General features: G+C 41.0%; 18 protein-coding genes, 1 pseudogene and 1 other annotated feature (1 of these 20 cut by a window edge). Of the genes and pseudogenes, 15 read left to right on the top strand and 4 right to left on the bottom strand.

Annotation, left to right across the window (positions count from 1 at the left end; translation table 11 throughout):
- The first annotated feature begins 15 nt into the window (after positions 1–15).
- From secE to CL176_RS12010, 5 genes are all read left to right on the top strand, one after another.
- Complete coding sequence (gene secE / locus CL176_RS12030; protein WP_118991507.1) at positions 16–192, top strand: preprotein translocase subunit SecE; 177 nt, start codon at positions 16–18, stop codon at positions 190–192.
- A gap of 101 nt (positions 193–293) precedes the next feature.
- Entirely contained in the window at positions 294–836 is a 543-nt protein-coding gene (gene nusG, locus CL176_RS12025) for a transcription termination/antitermination protein NusG (protein ID WP_118991506.1), read from the top strand.
- Positions 837–857: 21 nt separating this feature from the next.
- Complete coding sequence (locus tag CL176_RS12020) at positions 858–1,625, top strand: hypothetical protein (RefSeq protein ID WP_118991505.1); 768 nt, start codon at positions 858–860, stop codon at positions 1,623–1,625.
- A gap of 335 nt (positions 1,626–1,960) precedes the next feature.
- On the top strand, positions 1,961–3,073 hold the full coding sequence (locus CL176_RS12015) for a ferric reductase-like transmembrane domain-containing protein (RefSeq protein ID WP_162890977.1): 1,113 nt from the start codon (positions 1,961–1,963) through the stop codon (positions 3,071–3,073).
- 23 nt (positions 3,074–3,096) lie between these two features.
- The gene (locus CL176_RS12010) at positions 3,097–4,392 is read left to right on the top strand and encodes an FMN-binding protein (protein WP_118991503.1); all 1,296 of its coding nucleotides are present in this window, start codon (positions 3,097–3,099) and stop codon (positions 4,390–4,392) included.
- A 62-nt stretch (positions 4,393–4,454) separates the two neighbouring features.
- Here the strand turns inward: CL176_RS12010 and CL176_RS12005 are convergent, their stop codons facing one another.
- A complete protein-coding gene (locus CL176_RS12005; RefSeq protein ID WP_118991502.1) occupies positions 4,455–4,979 on the bottom strand; it encodes an HdeD family acid-resistance protein in 525 nt (174 codons plus the stop codon).
- A 254-nt stretch (positions 4,980–5,233) separates the two neighbouring features.
- Here CL176_RS12005 and CL176_RS12000 point away from each other — a divergent pair, with 254 nt between their 5' ends.
- From CL176_RS12000 to rplL, 6 genes are all read left to right on the top strand, one after another.
- Positions 5,234–5,659 (top strand): MaoC family dehydratase, encoded by a 426-nt coding sequence (locus CL176_RS12000; RefSeq protein WP_118991501.1) that lies wholly within the window; start codon positions 5,234–5,236, stop codon positions 5,657–5,659.
- A gap of 27 nt (positions 5,660–5,686) precedes the next feature.
- Positions 5,687–6,526 (top strand): aldo/keto reductase, encoded by an 840-nt coding sequence (locus CL176_RS11995; RefSeq protein WP_118991500.1) that lies wholly within the window; start codon positions 5,687–5,689, stop codon positions 6,524–6,526.
- Between the two features lie 133 nt (positions 6,527–6,659).
- Complete coding sequence (rplK, locus tag CL176_RS11990; protein ID WP_118991499.1) at positions 6,660–7,085, top strand: 50S ribosomal protein L11; 426 nt, start codon at positions 6,660–6,662, stop codon at positions 7,083–7,085.
- An 81-nt stretch (positions 7,086–7,166) separates the two neighbouring features.
- Positions 7,167–7,862, top strand: coding sequence for a 50S ribosomal protein L1 (gene rplA, locus CL176_RS11985; RefSeq protein ID WP_118991498.1), 696 nt, complete (start codon positions 7,167–7,169; stop codon positions 7,860–7,862).
- A 46-nt stretch (positions 7,863–7,908) separates the two neighbouring features.
- Positions 7,909–8,035 (top strand) — a sequence feature (ribosomal protein L10 leader region).
- Positions 8,036–8,078: 43 nt separating this feature from the next.
- On the top strand, positions 8,079–8,621 hold the full coding sequence (rplJ, locus tag CL176_RS11980; RefSeq protein ID WP_118991497.1) for a 50S ribosomal protein L10: 543 nt from the start codon (positions 8,079–8,081) through the stop codon (positions 8,619–8,621).
- A 48-nt stretch (positions 8,622–8,669) separates the two neighbouring features.
- On the top strand, positions 8,670–9,047 hold the full coding sequence (gene rplL / locus CL176_RS11975; RefSeq protein WP_118991496.1) for a 50S ribosomal protein L7/L12: 378 nt from the start codon (positions 8,670–8,672) through the stop codon (positions 9,045–9,047).
- A gap of 277 nt (positions 9,048–9,324) precedes the next feature.
- Here the strand turns inward: rplL and CL176_RS11970 are convergent, their stop codons facing one another.
- Positions 9,325–10,191 (bottom strand): Cof-type HAD-IIB family hydrolase, encoded by an 867-nt coding sequence (locus tag CL176_RS11970; RefSeq protein ID WP_118991495.1) that lies wholly within the window; start codon positions 10,189–10,191, stop codon positions 9,325–9,327.
- Positions 10,192–10,283: 92 nt separating this feature from the next.
- Between CL176_RS11970 and CL176_RS11965 the strand changes: the two genes are divergently transcribed.
- The 3 genes from CL176_RS11965 to rpoC all read left to right on the top strand — a co-directional run bounded on the left by CL176_RS11965 (position 10,284) and on the right by rpoC (position 18,577).
- Positions 10,284–10,904, top strand: coding sequence for a class I SAM-dependent methyltransferase (locus CL176_RS11965; protein ID WP_118991494.1), 621 nt, complete (start codon positions 10,284–10,286; stop codon positions 10,902–10,904).
- Positions 10,905–11,270: 366 nt separating this feature from the next.
- Positions 11,271–14,864 (top strand): DNA-directed RNA polymerase subunit beta, encoded by a 3,594-nt coding sequence (gene rpoB / locus CL176_RS11960; RefSeq protein ID WP_420824184.1) that lies wholly within the window; start codon positions 11,271–11,273, stop codon positions 14,862–14,864.
- Between the two features lie 41 nt (positions 14,865–14,905).
- Entirely contained in the window at positions 14,906–18,577 is a 3,672-nt protein-coding gene (gene rpoC, locus CL176_RS11955) for a DNA-directed RNA polymerase subunit beta' (RefSeq protein WP_118991492.1), read from the top strand.
- A 296-nt stretch (positions 18,578–18,873) separates the two neighbouring features.
- Here the strand turns inward: rpoC and CL176_RS11950 are convergent.
- Positions 18,874–20,312, bottom strand: a pseudogene (locus CL176_RS11950) (IS3 family transposase).
- A gap of 114 nt (positions 20,313–20,426) precedes the next feature.
- On the opposite strand from CL176_RS11950, the gene CL176_RS11945 reads away from it, so the two are divergent.
- Positions 20,427–21,107, top strand: a complete 681-nt coding sequence (locus CL176_RS11945) for a metal-dependent hydrolase (RefSeq protein WP_118991491.1) — start codon at positions 20,427–20,429, stop codon at positions 21,105–21,107.
- 91 nt (positions 21,108–21,198) lie between these two features.
- Here CL176_RS11945 and CL176_RS11940 read toward each other — a convergent pair whose 3' ends face one another.
- Positions 21,199–21,544, bottom strand: the 3' end of a protein-coding gene (locus tag CL176_RS11940; RefSeq protein WP_118991490.1) for a prepilin peptidase. The gene runs 350 nt beyond the window's last position; only the last 346 of its 696 coding nucleotides appear in the window; its start codon lies beyond the right edge, outside the window — the gene reads right to left on this strand; it ends in the stop codon at positions 21,199–21,201.

Raw genomic sequence — 21,544 nt, 5'->3', positions numbered from 1 at the left:
GTGAGGGTTGAGTAAATGAGTTATATTAAGCAAGTAGCACAAGAGATGAAGCGGGTAACATGGCCAAGTTTTAAAGACGTCAATCGTTTTACTTGGGTGGTTATTCTGATGATTATTTTCTTCTCACTCTTCTTTGCCTTAACAGATACAGCTTTTAGCGCGTTGATGGATTGGCTTATTGGTCTGATTTAAAATTGTTTATTTATACTTAGCTTATTGCTATAATGAATTAACCGAAAAACCTACTTTCGAGGTAGGTTTTTTATTTTGACAAAATTGAAAGGACGATAAATATGGATACGAAAGAATGGTATGTTCTTCACACATATTCAGGGTATGAAAATAAGGTAAAGGAAAATATTGAGCTACGTAAGGAATCAATGGATATGGAAGAGAATATCTTCCGGGTGATGGTTCCCGAAGAAGAAATCACAGAAGTTAAAGATGGGGAGAAGAAAACGAAAGTAAGTAAGAAATTCCCAGGCTATGTGCTGGTTGAGATGGTTATGTCCGATGAGGCATGGTTTATTGTACGTAATACGCCAGGTGTAACAGGCTTTGTAGGATCACATGGAGCAGGAAGTAAGCCAGCACCACTGCTTCCAGAAGAGGTAGCGGTAATTCTTGGGGAAATGGAAGCACCTAAGCCAATTATCGATTTAGACGTAGAAGTAGGCGATTGGGTTCAAATTACAGACGGCGCTTTTTCAGGCTTATCCGGTGAAATCGAAGAATTGGATGTAGACCAACAGAAACTTAAAGTAATCATCGAGATGTTTGGTCGCGAAACGGTTGCTGAGTTGGAGTTCTATCAAGTTCGTAAAGAAAACCTATAAAAGCCAAGAGGGGATTATTTCATGCAAGTTGTTAGTCACGTTACGCGCATTGCAAGTTGGACAATGTTTATCATTATGACTTTGATCAATATTCTCTCAGGATTAGGAATGTTTTTCGCACATCGTCCATTAGACATCTTAGCGCTTAATGATAATTATTTTCTGCCGGCTCCTTTTACACATGGGATATGGATACTCATCTTCATCTGCTTTTTGCTTATGACGGTCTATGATCTTTTATTGCAAGGGGATGAACAGGTTACTAATTATTATCGGCAATTGGTTCAACCTAAATTAATTGAGATTTATTTATTTCAAATCCTTTGGCTTATCTGTCTCTGTCAGGACATTCTATTAGGTGCATTAATCTTCGGATTAATCTATATGCAACGTTTGCTTGAATTAGTGAAGCTCATTAGTGGCACTGCTCCTTTACGTAAGCGACCAATGTTGCTTAAGTATCCAGCGGGTCTACAGTTTTCGCTCAGTATTGTTCTGACGATGATGACGCTATCCGTGTATCTCGTTAATCGAGGTATTGCTGGGCAAGGGCGCTTCATGTTCTGGCTATCGATTATTCTTTTAATCGTTATGGTTGCCCTGAGTGCATATTACTATGTATTATATGGAAACGTCATGGTGGTGCTAGCAGTTATTTGGTATATCTTGGGTGTTGCAGTACGCTATTACGCAAAAGATTGGGAATTGTTCATAACAGCACTACTTTTACTTATCATTAGTACGGCACTATTTATCAGTTTACGACGTAAGCAAGCTCAAAGACAATAATTTATAGGCCCCGGCATAGATGTCGGGGTTATTTGTTATGAGTACACAAAGTTAGTGAAATTTGTTAAACTTACATTAGATTAAATGCCTGGTAAATTAATGTAGATAAGGAGCGGGTTTTGATGAATAATTTTAGGAGGGATTGGTTATTTCCCAGTATAGCCTTGGTAATCTTTGTGATATTACTTGCTGCATTTTTATGGGATGTAGCGTCTTTAAACATGATGCAGATAATTGCCTATTCTTCAGGCTTATTAGCCTATGCGTTTCTACTTACAGTGGCTTTTATAGGGGTAAGACCACGATTTTTCGAAAAGAGGATAGGCCTGTCCCATATGTATCAAATTCAAGCACTAATGTCTTTAATCATTAGCTTGAGTGCTATCATTCATGTTGGTGTCCAATGGAAGTTACGTAGTGTAGCGGATAGTTTAACCGTATTCTCGCAAGTCAGCTACATTGCTGTCTTAGTCCTAGCTATTGCAGTATTATTGGGACTTGTCTTTCTATCTGGTTTATTTATGGATGTAGGGCCAAAATTGAAAAGTATACAAGGAAGAATTTATAATCGAAATATAGGCGAGTGGTTACATCGTTTATCCGTATTACTTATCCTTTTAGCCTATGTCGCTATTTTGGCTTCTAATACAATACCTACTAATGCGGTATTTATCATGTTCTTATCATTATTTACGTTTGGCTTCTTAATGTATTACGCTTATCGACAAGTTAAATTGTATCAAACGCCGAAATATAAGCTCGTTAGCAAAGAGAGTCTAAGCCCTACCTTATCTGTCATCGAAGTTACGCCTACAACGGGTGAAATACCGGATTATACAGCGGGTGACTATTTCTTTATTCGCCTCCATGATCATAAATTTATTACGGAAGGTCATCCTTTTTCTGCTTCAAGTGCGCGAACGAAACGTTATCCCAATTCAATTGAATTCATGATTCAAGCAACGGATGCTTGGACGGAGCGTTTGACTGCTTTGCCGGAGGGTTCAGAAATTGTATTAGAAGGACCGTATGGAACTTTCTTTCCAGAAACTGCTCAAAAATCAAACTTACCTTATGTATTCATCTGTGATGAAGCAGGCTTTGCCGCTTGTCTAAGTGTCTTGCGGTTTGAACATGAAAGAGGATCACAGCGTGAAATGCATCTTATCTGGAAAGTTTCACATAAGAAAGATACGCCATTGTTAAGTGAACTGTCTGAGATGAAAGCCCAAAACCCTTATTTACACTATTACCGCCTTGTTTCAGATGAAACAAAACTGGGTGCAGTCTCAGATGAATTAATGCGTAAATTACAGCTAAATCTACTCTATGATCAAGCTTACTTCTTTGTCAGTGGGTTGCCAGCAGTATCACTGACTGCTCAACATATGTTAGCGTATGCTCAAGTAAAAGAGGAGCGTATCAATTGTAATACATTTGATTTTTAGAGAAATAAAGGAGGTTACCATTTATGAACGATCGACTTAAATACCTATTAAAGCTCATGATGATTTGTTTAGTCGTTTGGATGACTACTTTATTTCTATTTGCCGATGAAATTATCTTTGTAAGGTCTACAGAGAATAATGAGTCAATGCTTGAAGAGATACCGAGCAAGCATTTAGCAAATGGGGTCTATGTTGGGACAGCGGAGGGCTACCAGGGAGAGTTGACGGCTGAAGTAAGTCTGAATGAAGGTGTGATAGCAGGCATTGAGATTACGGAAGCCAAAGATGATTCAGAAGCTGCTCAAAGGGCAATGGAGGAAGTGACCCAAGTAATTGTGGATACCAATACGACTGAGGTTGACACAGTATCAGGAGCGACCCTTACGTCAGAAGCTGTCATTCACGCCGTCAATAACGCTTTAAGCGGCCAGATGCCAAAAGTTCTCGAGCTTGAAGCTGAAGACGTTAGACCGAACACCACCGCAACCTTGGCTTTGCCTAAAGACATTAGTGGGACATATAAAGGGAGCGCTGAAGGTTATAATGGGGATGTGACTGTAGAGGTAGAGGTGGATCAAGGTGACATGACTGCTATTGATGTGATTGAACATCAGGAAAGTGCAGACAATATAACTCAAGTATTTGAAGATGTAATCCAAGCTATCTTAGATGCAAATTCAACCAAAGTTGATACAATAACAGGAGCAACGCAGACATCTAATGCTGTCATAATGGCAGTGAACGATGCGCTTATGTCAACGTATTTAGAAACCTTACCCGCAGAAGCCCCGCCAGTGAGTGAGAACCCAGTGGAAAGTTCGGTAGCAAATACGTCTATCAGTGATGAGTGTGAGTTAGACAACAAGGAAGCAACCAGTACAAGTGCCCTAAAGGAAGAAAAGGAACAGGATGAGACAACCAATGATGCGAATCAATCCCTTGAATCATCTGAAGAAGTAGCTGAAAGTTCGTTGTCGGATGACTCGAGTGAGGCAGAAATTGAGTCTGGGGCAGACGAGAGTAAATCCGATACAGAAGTAATCCGAGTCATTGATATGCCAGATGGTTCATACAAAGGTCAAGCTGAAGGCTACAAGGGCGAATTGACCGTGATAGTGACGGTTAAAGGGGGCAGGATTGCTCAAGTCGAAGTAATTGACCATGAGGAATCCACAGAAATAGCTTCTGAGGCACTCTTAGAGATTCCAGAAGCAATCGCTACACAAAACCGATTAGATATAGATACCGTCTCAGGTGCAACAGCCACTTCTCAAGCAATTGTTGAAGCAGTCATTGATGCGCTTAGAGGACAAGATTAATCCCAAAAAGCTCGAAATTTCCGTTAAAGAAATTTCGAGCTTTTTGATGAATGAGACTAATACTAGAATACAGCAATGATTGTAGCAACGCCCATGGCAATGAAGTAAATACCTACCATAATTGGGAACATGGCTAAGGTTGCTATCGGGTTGAAGAGTAGATAGAAACCGATGATTACACCGATAACACCAAGTATAATTAAGAGCCAATACTTCCCGGTTGAAATATGGCGGATTGGGCCAACATTTGCTATGAGCATGATGGCGTCAATGATAAACCATATAGCGAAGAGGATAGGCATCGTAATTATACCAATTTCAACATTGAATAAGAGCAATACTCCGATAAGAATATCAATAATACCGAACACAATCAGTCCATTCGAGGTAAAGAAAAAAGTATCAGCAATCCGGTTGCGAATGATAATTAACATAATACCACGAATAATGGCTAAAATCGCATAAACATAAACAATAGCTAGAATACTTTCGCCAGGGTAGTTAAAACTTACAATCCCCACAATAATGTATAGAATACCTAGGAACAAACTCCACCAATTAAATGAATTTTCTTGTCTATTTGACATAATCACTACTTTTTTTCTAACTATATTGTAACCCTATTTAATAGGAATTGCTTAAATGACGACTTGGATTTATAATACAAAATGAGCAAAGTATCGTATAATTTTTTAATTTATAGGTATGCTTGAAATGAATGAATCTTGGTCAAGTGCAATACATTTGAAGCTTGAGTGTTTTTTACGTTGAATGAATGAAATTCTGAATACAAAATGCTATATTAATGATTAAGCAGAAAATTTAGAGACGAGGTATTGATATGACTTATGAAATTGGCCGAACAGCTGAGATTACGGAAGTGATTAGTGATGAACGGGTGAGGCAATTTGCGGAATTATCCGGCGATTATAATCCATTGCACTTAAATGATTCATATGCTGAGCAGACAGAATTTAAAGGACGTATTGCCCATGGGATGCTAACCGCGATTTATGTTGCGAAGGCTTTATTTGCGCTGAATCCAAACGGCGAAGCAGGTGGGGTACATTTAAGTCAGAACTTTAAATTTAAAGCGCCGGTCTATGTAGGTGATACCGTAACAATCCGAGCAAAAGTAAAAGATTTGAAATCAAGAGCAGGCATTACGGTTGCAACGGTTGCCACAGATTTCTTTAATCAGGATGGTAAGTTGGTTATTAAAGGTGAAGCACAGATTATTCCAGAACCTAAGCAAGCAGAAGCCTAGGAAGGAATATCGAGAAAGGAGTTTGACATGGAGAACGTCCGCTTATCTAATGGTGTAGAGATGCCCAAAGTAGGTTTTGGTGTCTTTCGTATTGAAGACTTGGCCACTTGTGAGCAGGCTGTGTTGGATGCATTGGCCGTAGGGTATCGCTCAATTGATACGGCCCAGTATTATCAGAATGAAGAGGCAGTAGGCAGAGCTATTCGTAAATCCCCAGTTGCCAGAGAGGATATATTTCTAGCCACCAAAATATGGGAGAGTGATTTTGCAGAAGATAAAACAGAGCAAGCCGTTTATGGATCGATGCGCCGATTGGGAGTTGATTATTTAGACCTAGTCCTCCTACACCATCCGTACGGTGATTATTACGGCGCTTATCGAGCTTTGGAGAAGTTGTACCGGGAAGGTCTGATTCGTGCGATTGGCATCAGTAATTTCTATCTTGCACGTTATTTAGATTTTGTCAGCCATGTGGATATCGTCCCCCACATTAATCAAGTCGAAAATCATGTCTTCTATCAGCAAGCTGAACTAGCTTCTTTAATGGAAACTTATGCCACAAAGATGGAAGCTTGGGGCCCGCTTGCTCAAGGCGCCCATAACTTCTTCAAACATCCAATCATTGCTGAAATAGCAGAAAAACATCAGAAAACAAATAGTCAAGTAGGTTTGAGATATCTATTGCAATTAGACCGAATTGTTATACCTAAGAGTGTCCACCGCGAGCGGATTGAAGAAAATTTCAATGTCTTTGATTTCGAATTAGATGAAGCAGATATGGCATCACTTCGTAAATTGGACACGGACACACCTAATAATATGGGCTATTGGGAAGTGAATCGGGTTAAACGTACCCTAAGAATTTAAAAAATACTTGCCAGCCTCAAATCGCTGTGCTATAATGCCCGGGTGTGCAAGTACACACAATGAGTGGGAGGAGCTAAACATTGATACTCCGCAAACCACATCACGAACGAAAAAATTTAAGGAGGAATGTTTCGTGGCTAAAAAAGTTATCGACCAAGTCAAATTACAAATTCCTGCCGGACAAGCAAGTCCAGCTCCTCCAGTAGGTCCTGCACTAGGGCAAGCTGGGGTAAATATCGTTGCATTTACGAAAGAATTCAACGAAAAAACAGCAGATAAGCAAGGAATGATTATTCCAGTTGTTATCGATGTATACGAAGACCGTTCATTCAGTTTCGTTACAAAGACACCACCTGCACCATTCTTATTAAAACAAGCAGCAGGTATCCAAAAAGCTTCTGGAGAACCAAATAAAAATAAAGTAGCTTCAGTTACACGTGACCAAGTTCGCGAGATCGCTGAAACTAAAATGGATGATTTAAATGCAGCCGATGTAGAAGCTGCAATGCGTATGGTTGAAGGTACTGCTCGTTCAATGGGTATTACTGTCGAAGGCTAAACGCGGCAGCTTCCACAGACCCGTTTCTATCGGGTGTGGGAGGATGAACCGTTATTACCACAAATATAGGAGGAAATAAAGATGGCTAAAAAAGGCAAAAAATTTCAAGCTGCTTTAGAAAAAGTAGATCGTACAAAAGAATATAGCCCAAGTGAAGCAGTTGCTTTGGCTAAAGAAATCGACTTTGCAAACTTTGATGCAACAGTTGAAGTATCATATAACTTAAATATTGATGTAACAAAAGCTGACCAACAAATCCGTGGTGCGATGGTATTACCAAACGGAACAGGTAAAACTCAAACTGTTGTTGTTATCGCAGCAGGTGAGAAAGCTGAAGAAGCGAAAGCAGCTGGTGCTGACTATGTTGGCGATGCTGATTTAATCGAAAAGATTAATGATGGTTGGTTAGAATTCGACGTTATGGTTGCTACACCAGACATGATGGGTCAAGTAGGTCGTCTAGGACGCGTCTTAGGACCTAAAGGTTTAATGCCTAACCCGAAAACTGGTACAGTTACACAAGATGTAACTAAAGCAGTAAACGACATCAAAGCAGGTCAAGTGAACTACCGTGCTGATAAAGCAGGTATTGTGAACGTTCCAATCGGTAAAGTATCTTTCGAAGACGATAAATTAATCGAAAACTTCAAAGCACTTCACGAGCAAATTTTACGTTTACGTCCAGCTTCAGCTAAGGGTAACTACATTCAAAGTTTAACGTTGACAACAACATTTGGCCCTGGGATTAAAGTAGATGCACCAAACGCATTAGTTTAATTTCCCAAAAAAACTATTGACAAACATAAAAGCAATGCGCTACAATAGTTGGCGTGTTAAACGACCGAAGACAGTAAGTGGCATCAGCCTTAATTTCTTACCGAGGAAGTTCCCGTTTATTTGAGGAAGCTATCTCTATGTCTTGGGTGACATAGGGTTTTTTTATATTAATATATAAAAATCTCTATCTTATCGAAGTTGACGGAGGTGAATTGATTGGTTAGACGAGTAGTAAGTCGTGAAGAAAAACAAGCAGAAATGCAAGCCGTTGCGGAAAGCTTCGAGAATTCAGCTTCAATCGTGATTATCGATTATTTAGGGTTGAACGTTGCTGAAGTAACTGAGTTACGTAAAAACTTGCGTGACAATGGCGTGCAAATGAAAGTTGTTAAGAACTCTATTTTACGTCGTGCTGCAGATCATGTTGGTTTAGAAGGCTTAGATGAAGTCTTTGCAGGACCAACTGCGATTTGTATCAGTGAAGATGATGTAGTAGCTCCAGCGAAAATCTTAGTAGATGCAGCCAAAGATTTCGAAGCTTTAGAAATTAAAGGTGGAATCATTGAAGGTCAAGTTTCTTCAATCGAAGAAATCGAAACGGTTGCCAAACTACCAAGCCGCGAAGGTTTACTATCTATGCTGCTTTCTGTATTGGAAGCTCCAATGCGCAATACAGCATCTGTACTTTCACAAGCGAACCCAGCCAGAAAAATGGCTTATGCGCTAAAAGCAGTTTCAGATCAAAAAGGTGCCGCTTAAGGCAAATTTACTATTAAACTAAATTAAAATTTATGGAGGAATCATAAAATGGCTTTAAACATTGAACAAATTATTGAAGATATTAAAAACTCAACAGTTGTTGAATTAAACGAATTAGTAGAAGCAATCGAAGAAGAATTCGGCGTTTCTGCTGCTGCTCCTGTAGCTGTAGCTGCAGCTGGTCCTGCTGAAGGTGGCGCTGCTGCTGAAGAGAAAACTGAATTTGACGTAGAATTAACTGCTGCTGGTTCAGCTAAGATTCAAGTTATCAAAGCTGTTCGTGAAGCAACTGGTCTTGGCTTGAAAGAAGCTAAAGAATTAGTTGACGGCGCACCTAAAGTAATCAAAGAAGGTTTAGCGAAAGAAGATGCAGAAGCATTGAAAGCAGCTATCGAAGAAGCTGGCGGATCTGCAGAATTAAAATAATTTTAGATCATTTAGAAAGCAGAGGGTGCAAGCCTTCTGCTTTTTATAAAGCGATAAAACATGGTGTTAGTGAGGAGCATCTCATCTACACCATGTTTTTTGCTTCTTTATCAAATTGTATTGGTGAGGAATAGTATATTTTTGCAGTGGAGATCGTGTAAGCGGTTTTGCGATTTTCAATCGCAATGTAATTGTAAGGGCGTATCGAATTTTGTATACAAAAAGTGCTAGTGGAATATTTCTCACTAGCACGATTTAGATAATTGCTGATTGGATATTAGTTGGCTAAGATTTGCTCTATGACCCAAGCAACACCGTCTTCCCGGTGTGAGGGAGCAATTTCCTTAGCCATGGCTTTAACTTCTGCTGAGGCATTAGCCATTGCATAGCTATGGCCAGCCATTTGTAGCATGGAGCGATCATTGAGCGAGTCGCCAATGGTGAGAACTTCATCCATCGAATAGCCTCGTTTAGCTGCATAGTTTTCAACGGCGAGGCCTTTTTGGGCTAAGTGGCTTGTTATTTCTAAGTTATCGGGGCTGGACGAGGTGATGTCAATTAGAGGGTTCTCTTCGAAGCGGTTTCTGAAAGCCTCTAGTTCCCGCGTGTCTGGGCTAAGCACCATGAGTTTGAGTGGGGGATTGTGGTGTGTTAATGTGTAATCCTTTAAATCTCTAAGGAAATCCATGTCAGCTAAGAATTGGGCATCAGACGAATCGGCACTTTTGGTATGTATATCTGTGAGTATTTCAACGGTTTGTTCATCGAAGAAGCGCGTCATACGCTTTAGGAAGCCCTCGACGTCATGGGTATAGAACTCACGAGCTGTCATTAAAGAATAATTGATATTAGCTTCATTTAAGTAGGTAAACATATCTTGAATAATTTGCGAATTGAGTGGTATTGAATGTACTAATTCGCCTGAATCACTGTAAATGGCTGCCCCATTCAAGTTAATCATCTCGCTTTGAATGTTATGCATTTGCAGTAAGGGCTTAGCCGAAGCATATGTTCGACCGGTGGCTATCATAAACTCAATCCCCGCCTCTTCTAATTTTCTAACTGCAGCTGCCGTTTTATCAGAAATCATATGTTCAGCATTTAGAAGTGTTCCATCCATATCGGATACAAATAATTTAATCATTGAATCCTTCCTTCCGTTCGTCGTTAAAAACAGTTTACCATGAAACAAGATTAAGTGATATGATTAAGAAAAGCAAATTTAAGGAGATGCATATGTCAGAACAGTATTTTGAACAAAAGCCTTCGAGTAAACATGAAGAGCAAATGATTCAAGCAAATCTACTCGGGGATGCGATTCGCTTTAAAACAGACAGGGGAGTCTTTTCTAAAAACCAGATTGATTTCGGCTCCAGGACACTTATTGAATGCTTTGTTGAGTATGCGGCTATGCAAGATTTACCCAAACGGGTTTTAGAATTAGGGGCAGGCTATGGTCCAATTCTATTGGCTTTAGCTAAATATTATCCGCAGAGTTTCTTTGAAGGGGTGGAAGTCAATGAGCGGGCATATGAATTATCAAGGGAGAACGCTGCCTTAAATCACATTACCAATGTAAAGTTTAATCAGGGGGACGCCACGGATTTACCGCATTCCTTTGAAGAATCTTACGATTATGTCCTGACCAATCCACCTATCCGGGCAGGAAAGCAAACGATTCAACTTTTCGTCAATCAGGCTCAGCGAGCTCTGGAAACAGACGGGGAGTTATGGCTGGTAATTGCCAAAAAACAAGGTGCGCCATCTATGAAGAAGCACATGCAAGAAGTATTTGGGAATGTAGAGCGGGTAGCGTTAAATAAAGGTTATTGGGTTTTAAAGAGTACAAAAGTTTAAGGGAAGTGCTGTTAGTGGGCCATACAATCTGAGTCTAAATGATTGGTATAAAGGATATTTACAATACACTCATTCCGAAATCTCTCTAGGGTAACTTGGTGAGATTTTGGATTTTTTTATTTGCAATTAGTATAAACTTGTTGTATAATGGATGAACGCTATGTGCGATTATAGTTGCAGGAATTCTTTCTGAAATATTGTCCAGAAGGGATTTCGCTAGGATACAACAAAAGATGAAGTTTGGAAGCTTTGTTCTTTTGTATTTTTTTGCGCAAAAATAAGCCATTGTAGCGAAAAGTTATCAAATTGTAATAATGTAACCTAATTGTAACATAATCGCCGGAAATAAACTAAGGGGTGAATAGCTTGAGCGAACATCATATTGTTAAATATGGTAAGAAGGCAGAACGTCGCAGTTACTCGCGGATTAATGAAGTATTGAAGCTACCGAATTTGATTGAGATTCAAACGGATTCCTATCAATGGTTCTTAGATGAAGGAATCAAAACCATGTTTGAGGATATCTCACCAATTATGGACCATACGGAAAATCTCGAGTTACACTTTATCGATTATGAATTAAGAGAGCCGAAATATAATATTGAAGAAGCGCGCAGTCATGATGCGAACTATTCGCGTCCTATTTATGTACGCTTACGCCTAGTCAATAATGAAACTGGTGAAGTGAAAGAACAAGTCGTATTCTTTGGTGATTTCCCAATGATGACCGAGATGGGAACGTTCATCATCAATGGTGCCGAACGGGTTATCGTCTCACAACTTGTCCGCTCACCGAGTGTTTATTTCCATGACCGAGTTGATAAGAAAAACCGTCATACATTTACCTCAACGGTTATTCCTAACCGGGGGGCTTGGTTAGAGTTTGAAACAGATGCTAAAGGGATTGCTTACGTCCGCATTGATCGAACACGTAAACTCCCCCTTACGGCATTAGTGAGAGCTATTGGCTTTGGTTCAGATGAAGAAATTCTTGAAATTCTCGGCGAATCAACGCTTTTGGAGACAACGCTGGAGAAGGATATTCACAAGAATGTTGCGGATTCACGTGTCGAAGAGGCCTTGAAAGATATTTATGAACGTCTTCGCCCAGGCGAGCCGAAGACTGCTGAGAGTTCGAGAAATCTTTTGACATCGAGATTCTTTGACCCTCGTCGTTATGACTTGGCACCGGTAGGTCGCTATAAAGTCAATAAGAAGTTACACTTGAAGAACCGCTTACTTGGCTTAACTTTGGCAGAAACGTTAGCAGACCCTGAGACAGGGGAAGTTATCTTTACTGAAGGTACTGAACTTGATCAGGAAAAAATCGACACCTTAACACCGTATTTAGATAATGGCTTAAATATGGTAACGCTTGAACCTTCACAAGAAGGGATATTAGGTGAGCCAATTGATGTACAAATTGTTCAAGTTTACAATCCACAGGACCCAGAGAAAATTATTCATATTATGGGGAACGGCAACGTAAGTAAAGAAGTGAAGAACTTAACACCAGCTGATATTATGGCGTCAGTTAACTACTACTTCAATTTAGATTTTGGTATTGGTACGACTGATGATATTGACCATTTAGGGAACCGTCGGATTAGATCCGTTGGGGAATTGTTACAGAATCAGTTCCGAATTGGTTTAAGTCGGATGGAACGTGTGGTGCGTGAGCGGATGTCATTGCAAGATGTTGATAGTATGACACCGCAACAATTGATTAATATTCGTCCAGTAGTGGCAGCGATTAAAGAGTTCTTTGGTTCTTCTCAGTTATCGCAATTTATGGACCAGGCGAATCCTCTAGGTGAATTGACACATAAACGTCGTTTATCAGCCTTAGGACCAGGTGGTTTGACGCGTGACCGGGCAGGTTACGAAGTTCGAGATGTTCACTACTCTCACTATGGACGGATGTGCCCGATTGAAACGCCTGAGGGACCGAATATCGGTTTGATTAATAGTCTAGCTACTTATGCGAAGATTAATGAGTTCGGCTTTATCGAAACACCTTACCGGAAAGTCGATAAGGAGAATAACCGGGCAACTGATGAAATTCAATACTTAACAGCAGACGAGGAAGACTTGTATGTTGTTGCGCAAGCAAACTCGAAATTGGATGATGAAGGGCATTTCGTTAATGAAACGGTTATGGCACGCTTTAAAGATGAGAACTTAGAAGTGCCGGTAGCTCAAGTTGATTTTATGGACGTTTCACCAAAGCAAGTTGTATCCGTTGCGACAGCTTCCATTCCATTCTTGGAAAACGATGACTCAAACCGTGCTCTAATGGGAGCGAACATGCAACGTCAAGCGGTACCGTTGATTCGTCCAACTGCTCCACTTATTGGAACTGGGATTGAATATCAAGCAGCCCATGACTCAGGGGCCGCCCTCTTATGTAAACGGGACGGCAAAGTGACCTATGTTGATGCAAATCGGGTCGAGGTTGCTATAGAGGATGGCTCGACGGATGAGTACCACTTAACGAAATTTGCCCGCTCGAATGCAGGAACGTGCTATAACCAACGTCCGCTTGTGGAAGTCGGTGAAGCAGTAGAAGCAGGCGATATTCTTGCTGACGGACCATCCATGGAGAATGGGGAGATGGCTCTTGGCCAAAACCCACTCGTTGCTTTTATGACATGGGAAGGGTATAACTTTGAGGATGCCATCATCATGTCAGAACGTCTCGTTAAAGATGATGTGTATACGTCAATCCATATCGAAGAGTATGAATCAGAAGCACGTGATACGAAATTAGGCCCTGAAGAAATTACCCGCGAGATTCCAAACGTCGGTGAAGATGCCTTACGTTACTTAGATAAAGACGGCATTATTTCTATCGGATCCGAAGTACGCGATGGCGACATTCTTGTAGGGAAAGTTACGCCGAAAGGTGTGACGGAGCTATCTGCTGAAGAGCGCTTACTTCATGCGATTTTCGGTGAGAAGGCTCGTGAAGTTCGGGATACCTCACTGCGTGTTCCTCATGGCGGGGGCGGTATCGTTCACGATGTGAAAATCTTTACCCGTGAGAATGGGGATGAACTAGCGCCAGGTGTAAATATGCTTGTCCGCGTTTATATTGTTCAAAAACGTAAGATTCAAGTCGGGGATAAGATGGCCGGACGCCACGGAAATAAAGGGGTTGTCTCCTTAGTAGTACCAGAAGAAGATATGCCATTCTTACCAGATGGAACCCCAGTTGACATCATGTTAAACCCATTAGGGGTTCCTTCACGGATGAATATTGGGCAAGTTTTCGAATTACATTTAGGTATGGCTGCAAGACAAATGGGTATTAAAATTGCCACACCAGTCTTTGACGGAGCTAACGAAGAGGACGTGTGGGAAACCGTCTCAGAAGCTGGTTTGGCTAATGATGCGAAGACGGTCCTATATGATGGACGTACAGGGGAGCCGTTCGATCGAAAAGTTTCTGTTGGTGTTATGTATATGCTGAAATTAGGACACATGGTTGATGATAAAATCCATGCCCGTTCTACCGGACCATACTCACTGGTTACCCAGCAACCGTTGGGTGGTAAAGCTCAATTCGGTGGACAACGTTTCGGGGAGATGGAAGTTTGGGCCTTAGAAGCTTACGGTGCAGCCTACACCCTTCAAGAAATGTTAACTTACAAATCTGATGATGTGGTAGGCCGTGTGAAAACGTACGAAGCGATTGTTAAAGGCGAAGCTCTACCACAACCAGGCGTACCTGAATCCTTCCGCGTCCTCGTCAAAGAACTACAGTCTCTTGGCTTAGATTTACAAGTTCTAGATAAACAGAATAATGAAATCGACCTACAAGATGATGAAGACGAAGATGAAGTGATTAACTTTAACGAATTAGATAAATATAAAGATGAACAGAAGCAAGCAGAAAAGGCTAATCAAGATGAGCCAACACCCGTAGTAACAGAAAATGCAACGGAAAGTGACCTGTAACAAATATCAAGAGAATATAGAATTTCAAGGAGGTTAGCCTTTTGATAGATGTAAATACATTTGATTCAATGAAGATTAGCTTGGCATCCCCTGAGAAAATCCGTAGTTGGTCTTACGGCGAAGTTAAGAAACCTGAGACGATTAACTACCGAACGCTCAAGCCTGAAAAAGATGGTTTGTTTGATGAGCGTATCTTTGGCCCCACGAAAGATTGGGAGTGTGCTTGTGGTAAATACAAGCGCATTCGCTATAAAGGGCGTGTCTGCGAACGTTGTGGTGTAGAAGTAACGCGTTCGAACGTTCGCCGCGAACGAATGGGACACATTGAGTTGGCAGCTCCTGTCACTCATGTGTGGTATTTCAAAGGAATTCCAAGCCGCATGGGCTTAGTGCTTGATTTAAGTCCACGTTTACTAGAAGAAGTCATTTATTTCGCATCTTATATTGTCACAGATCCAGGTGACACTATGTTGGAATATAAGAGTCTTCTATCAGAAACAGAGTACCGGGAGCGTAAACGTGAATACGGCAATCGTTTCACAGCGAAGATGGGTGCTGAAGCTATCCGTGATTTATTACGGGATGTAGATGTTGAAGCAGAAGTGAAGATGCTTAAGGAAGAATTACGTACAGCAACAGGTCAGAAACGGACTCGTGCCGTACGTCGTCTTGAAATCTTAGACTCTTTCTTAAAGTCAGGGAATCAGTTAACGTCTATGATTATGGAAGCTTTACCTGTTATTCCACCAGAACTTCGCCCGATGGTCCAACTAGAAGGTGGACGTTTCGCAACAAGTGACTTAAATGATCTATACCGTCGCGTAATCAATCGAAATAATCGTTTGAAGCGCTTATTAGACTTAGGAGCGCCAAACATTATCGTCCAGAATGAGAAACGTATGCTTCAAGAAGCAGTTGACTCATTGATTGATAACGGCCGACGTGGTCGTGCCGTTACTGGGCCAGGTAATCGCCCACTGAAATCTCTTTCCCATATGTTGAAAGGGAAGCAAGGACGCTTCCGTCAAAACTTACTAGGGAAACGTGTCGACTACTCAGGTCGTTCAGTAATTGTTGTTGGTCCAAATTTAAAGATGTACCAATGTGGTTTGCCTAAGGAAATGGCTATTGAGCTCTTCAAACCTTTTGTAATGAAAGAATTAGTAGAGCGTGAAATAGCCGGAAACGTCAAAATGGCGAAGAAAATGATTGAACGCTTAGACGATGCAGTCTGGTCAGTGGTTGAAGATGTGATTAAAGAACATCCGGTATTACTTAACCGCGCACCTACCTTACACCGTTTGGGCATTCAAGCGTTTGAACCGGTACTAGTTGAAGGTAAAGCCATTCGCTTGCATCCGCTTGTTTGTGAGGCGTATAACGCTGACTTTGATGGGGACCAAATGGCTGTCCACGTACCTTTATCTGAAGAAGCCCAAGCCGAAGCACGTATGCTGATGCTTGCAGCCCAGCATATTCTGAACCCGAAAGACGGGAAGCCAGTTGTTACACCGTCTCAGGATATGGTTTTAGGTAACTATTACTTAACGCTTGAAGAAGCTGGCCAAAAAGGCGAAGGAATGCTTATTAGTAGTGCTAATGAAGCGGTCTTGGCTTATGAGAATGGTTATGCCCACTTACATACGCGGGTAGCTGTTCCAGCGAAGTCACTTGCTGATGAAGGGAAACCATTTACTTCATGGCAGGAAGAACGCTTAATGGTTACGACAATCGGTAAGTTGATTTTCAATGAAATCATGCCGAAGGAATTCCCGTACTTAAATGAACCAACGATGGATAACTTGACCAATCGGACTCCAGATAAGTATTTCTTAGAACCAGGAACAGACGTTAAAGAAGCGATTGAAGCGATGGAACTGGTGGATCCTTTCAAGAAGAAGAACTTAGGAAACATCATTGCTGAAGTTTTCAAACGTTATAAAGTAACAGAAACGTCTAATATGTTGGACCGCATGAAAGATTTAGGTTACCATTACTCAACCCAAGCAGGTATTACGGTTGGGGTGGCAGATGTTATTCGTCTAGAGAGTAAACATCAAATCCTTGAAGAAGCACACGAACATGTTGAGAAAATTACGAAACAATACCGTCGCGGTTTGATTACCGAAGATGAACGTTATAACAGTGTTATTCGGACATGGGAGAAAGCCAAAGATGATATTCAAGACGATCTAGTTGAAGAGCTTCCTCGTTTGAACTCTATCAATATGATGTCGGATTCTGGAGCTCGGGGTAACATCTCTAACTTTACCCAACTTGCTGGAATGCGCGGTAACATGGCCGCTCCTAGTGGTAAGATTATCGAGTTACCGATCACCTCTAACTTCCGGGAAGGTTTGTCTGTCTTAGAGATGTTTATCTCTACGCACGGTGCCCGTAAAGGGATGACTGATACGGCCCTTAAGACGGCTGACTCAGGTTACCTTACACGCCGTCTGGTAGACGTGGCCCAAGACGTTATTGTACGTGAAGATGATTGTGGTACCGATAAAGGGGTCGAAATCGAAGCAATTCGTGACGGCAACAGTATTACAGAATCCCTTGCAGAGCGTATGATTGGTCGTTATACGATGAAGACAATCTACCATCCAGAAACTGGCGAAGTGATTATTGGTGCTAACCAATTGATTACAGAAGACATCGCTAATCAAGTAACAGCAGCAGGGATTGAATCAGTTTCGATTCGTTCTGTCTTTACATGTAATACAAACCACGGTGTATGTAAGCATTGTTATGGCCAAAACCTCGCGACCGGCGAAGAAGTGGAAGTCGGTGAAGCAGTTGGTACGATTGCTGCACAATCAATCGGTGAACCGGGTACCCAACTTACTATGCGTACCTTCCACACGGGTGGTGTTGCCGGTGGTGGCGATATCACACAAGGTTTACCGCGTATACAGGAGATTTTCGAAGCGCGTAATCCGAAAGGACAAGCTACAATTACAGAAGTGGCCGGCGTTATCGAATCAATCGAGGAGAAGGCTTCAGACCGTACGAAAGATATTACCGTACGAGGCATTACAGATACTAGAACATATAATATTCCTTTCCAAGCTCGCCTGAAAGTAACCGAAGGCGATCAAGTGGAACGTGGCCAAGCCCTTACAGAAGGTTCAATCGATCCAAAAGAATTACTTCGTGTAACGGATGTACTCACAGTTGAGAAGTATTTATTGAATGAAGTACAAGGGGTTTATCGCGGCCAAGGGGTGGAAATTGGCGATAAGCACGTTGAGGTGATGATTCGTCAAATGCTTCGCAAAGTTCGGGTAATGGACCCAGCAGGTACGGATATTCTACCAGGAGCAATGATGGATATTTCTGACTTTACACGTGCTAACGAAGAGACCATTCGTGCCGGTGAAACACCAGCAACAGCTCGTCCAGTCTTACTTGGAATTACCAAAGCTGCCTTGGAAACTAATTCATTTATTTCGGCTGCATCCTTCCAAGAGACAACACGTGTCTTAACAGATGCCGCTATTCGTGGAGATCAAGACCACCTAATCGGCTTGAAAGAGAACGTTGTAATAGGTAAGCTAATTCCAGCAGGAACTGGTATGCAACGTTACCGCGATATTCAAACGAATACAGCGCATGAGCGCGAATTACAAGCGATTGCTTTGCAAGAAGCACAAGAACAAGCGGATGAATCAGAAGTAGACGAAGCGACTGTTCTTAACGAAAACTAAGAATAAAACCTATAGGCTAACAGAAGCCTATAGTGACCCCAAAAAGTTAGACTAGATTTTATGAAGAGTTACCCCAATAATGGGTAGCTCTTTTTTGTGTTTCTGAAAGATTCAATAAAGATATAAAACTTAAGTTGCTTCAAGGTGACCGATTTCGCAAGAACAGAGAAGCTGCTAATTGACCTAACCAAAACATCTCATCAGACATCCAAGCTTGTCAAGAGGAAGAGCGAAGCGGCTCTTGATAAGTCTGGATGGTTTGTGAAACCATTGAGGTTAGGTGATTTGCGACATGTTTAGGCACTTAAAAGTAATTGTTGTTGTCTGTATTCAATAGGACTTAAATAGCCTAATTTCTCTTTAATCCTATCTTCATTGTAGTAACGAATATAGTCGTGGATAGCTTGTTCCAGTTCCCTACGGCTACGATAAACTTTCCCATAAAACATTTCTTGTTTCATGATGCCGAAGAAGTTCTCCATCGGCGCATTATCTAAACAATTTCCCTTTCGGGACATACTCTGGAAAATCTGATGATCTTTCAATAATTGTTGATAGTCGTTCATTTGATAAGCCCAGCCTTGGTCCGAATGAAAGGTTCGTCTAAATTGGCAATCTTTTGTAGCTTCAACGGCTTCTTCGAAGGCTTCCATCATACTTTCCTTATTAGGTTGTTTTGAGATTTTATAGCTAATGACTTCCAGATTAAACAAGTCAATAAAGGGATCTAAATACAACTTTTTCAATTGATACTGTCCTGAATCATCAGCTTCATAATAATGGAACTCCGTTGTATCCGTCACAATTTTTTGGTGTGGAATAGAACTTGTAAATCTACGATTTAAGCGGTTAGGTGCTTTCTCACCAATATCACCTTGATAGGAGTTGTATTTCCGTGATTTTCGAGTAAATGAGGTCACTTGTAGATTCATTTCTTTCATCAATCGTTGAACTTTTTTCTTATTGACGGTATAACCACGACGACGTAACTCCGCATGAACACGGCGATAACCGTAGTTTTCATGTGCTTGACGAATATCAAGAATTTCTTCTTTTAATGCTTCGTCTTTATTGGGTCTATTCAAACACTCTAATTGATAATAATAGGTTGCCTTAGGAAAATCTAAAGTCTTCAGTATCAGCGTCAAAGAATACTCTGTAGACTCATGGAGATTACGGATGGCCATCACTTCTTGTTGTCGTGTTGCCGCTTGTCTGCTTCCCGCAACCTCCTCAATTCCTTTAAAAATTTATTCTCAATATCTAGCATTTGAATGCGTTCTTCTTGTTCTTTAATGATTTCCTTTAAGGCATCTGGATCACTCGGTAAAGGCGTCTTTTTGGGATTTTGTGGATTCTTTTTCTGTGAATTAGACATGGTAGTTGGCCTCCCTATTGGTCTAGATAAGCCATCAATACCGTCTTCCTTAAAGGCTCGCATCCAATTTGCGATTAAGCTTGGATTATTGATCCCTAATTGGATACCGACTTCGCGATAGCTTAATTCTGTAGTTAAGTACAATTCTATCGCATATAGCTTGGTTTCTAAAGGATAAGACTGTCTTGTTGACTTAACTTGAAGGCCTTCTAAGCCGAAATCTTGATAATTATGGATCCATCGTTTCACTATTGACTGAGCGATTTGATATTTTTTCGCTAAAGTCCTAAATCCGCCTTTTCCAGCTTCGTAGTCAGTAACAATTTGAAGTTTCGTTTCTAAACTATACTTGGTCATAAAAATACCCCCAAAAGTTAGATTTTTTGGTCTAACTTTTGGGGGTCGGCTCAGCCTATAGGTTTTTTCTTTTAGATGAAATCTACTATAATAAGAAGTAGAGGAGTGATAACAATGAAGGTGACTTATGAAGGGCACGCAGTCGTGACGGTTGAGTTAGAAGATGGCACGTCGATAATTTTCGATCCGTTTATTACGGGAAACCCCTTTACACAACTTGCAGCGGATGAGATTAAGGTGGATTATATCCTGTTGACTCATGCCCATGAAGATCATGTTGGCGATACAGTCGATATTGCGAAGCGGAATGATGCAACTGTCATTACGACGGTAGAACTAGCGGGCTACCTTGCCAGCAAAGGCTTGAAGACTCATGGCATGCAGCCAGGAGGGGCCTATCATTTCGATTTCGGTGAGGTAAAGATGTTTCCAGCTATCCATGGTTCTTCCTTAGAAATTGATGGGGTACCTACTACGCTAGGATTAGCTACCGGGATAATGCTGAAGGCGGATAATAAGACGATATATCATGTTGGTGATACAGCCTTATACAGTGATATGAAACTTATCGGCGAGCGCGAGAATATTGCATTAGCTTTTGTGCCAATCGGAGACAATTTCACCATGGGCCCAGAGGATGCAGTATTAGCCAGCGAATGGTTGGCAGCCGCCAAAGTTGTTCCAATGCACTATAATACCTTCCCGCTCATTGAACAAAATCCAGAGAGCTTTATCCAAGCATTGCCTGAAGGAGTCGGTTATTTACCTGAAATCGGTGAAGAGATTCCTTTCTAAGAAGACTATAAAGAGACGCGCAGAGAATTCTGGTCGTCTCTTTTTACCTATTTACCCATCAAAGGAAGGATACCGGCGTGTGGATTAGTATTCAGTGTGCAAATACCAAGACATAAAAGCTTAACACAATAAATGGAACAAAAGGGATAGGTTTCCTAATGTCTTTAGTAATTACCAGAGCATAAACTAAAGCAGACAGACTAGCAAGCAATAATAATATGGGGGCTTGGTGATTGGGTATTAGGGCCAATAGTAAAGTAAATAATTTAATATCTGCTCCACCAATTTTGTCGGGGAATAACATATAACCTAACCATAATAAGGCAACAATAAGAAGTGAAATGAGATGATTGGATAAGATAAATTCTATAACTTTCATATAATAGAAAGAGACTAATCCAAGTAACATAAGTTGTAAGAAATCAGGAACCCATAAG

The organism is Suicoccus acidiformans (assembly GCF_003546865.1).
GTDB lineage: Bacteria > Bacillota > Bacilli > Lactobacillales > Aerococcaceae > Suicoccus > Suicoccus acidiformans.
This window is presented reverse-complemented; position numbering and strand designations above follow the sequence as displayed.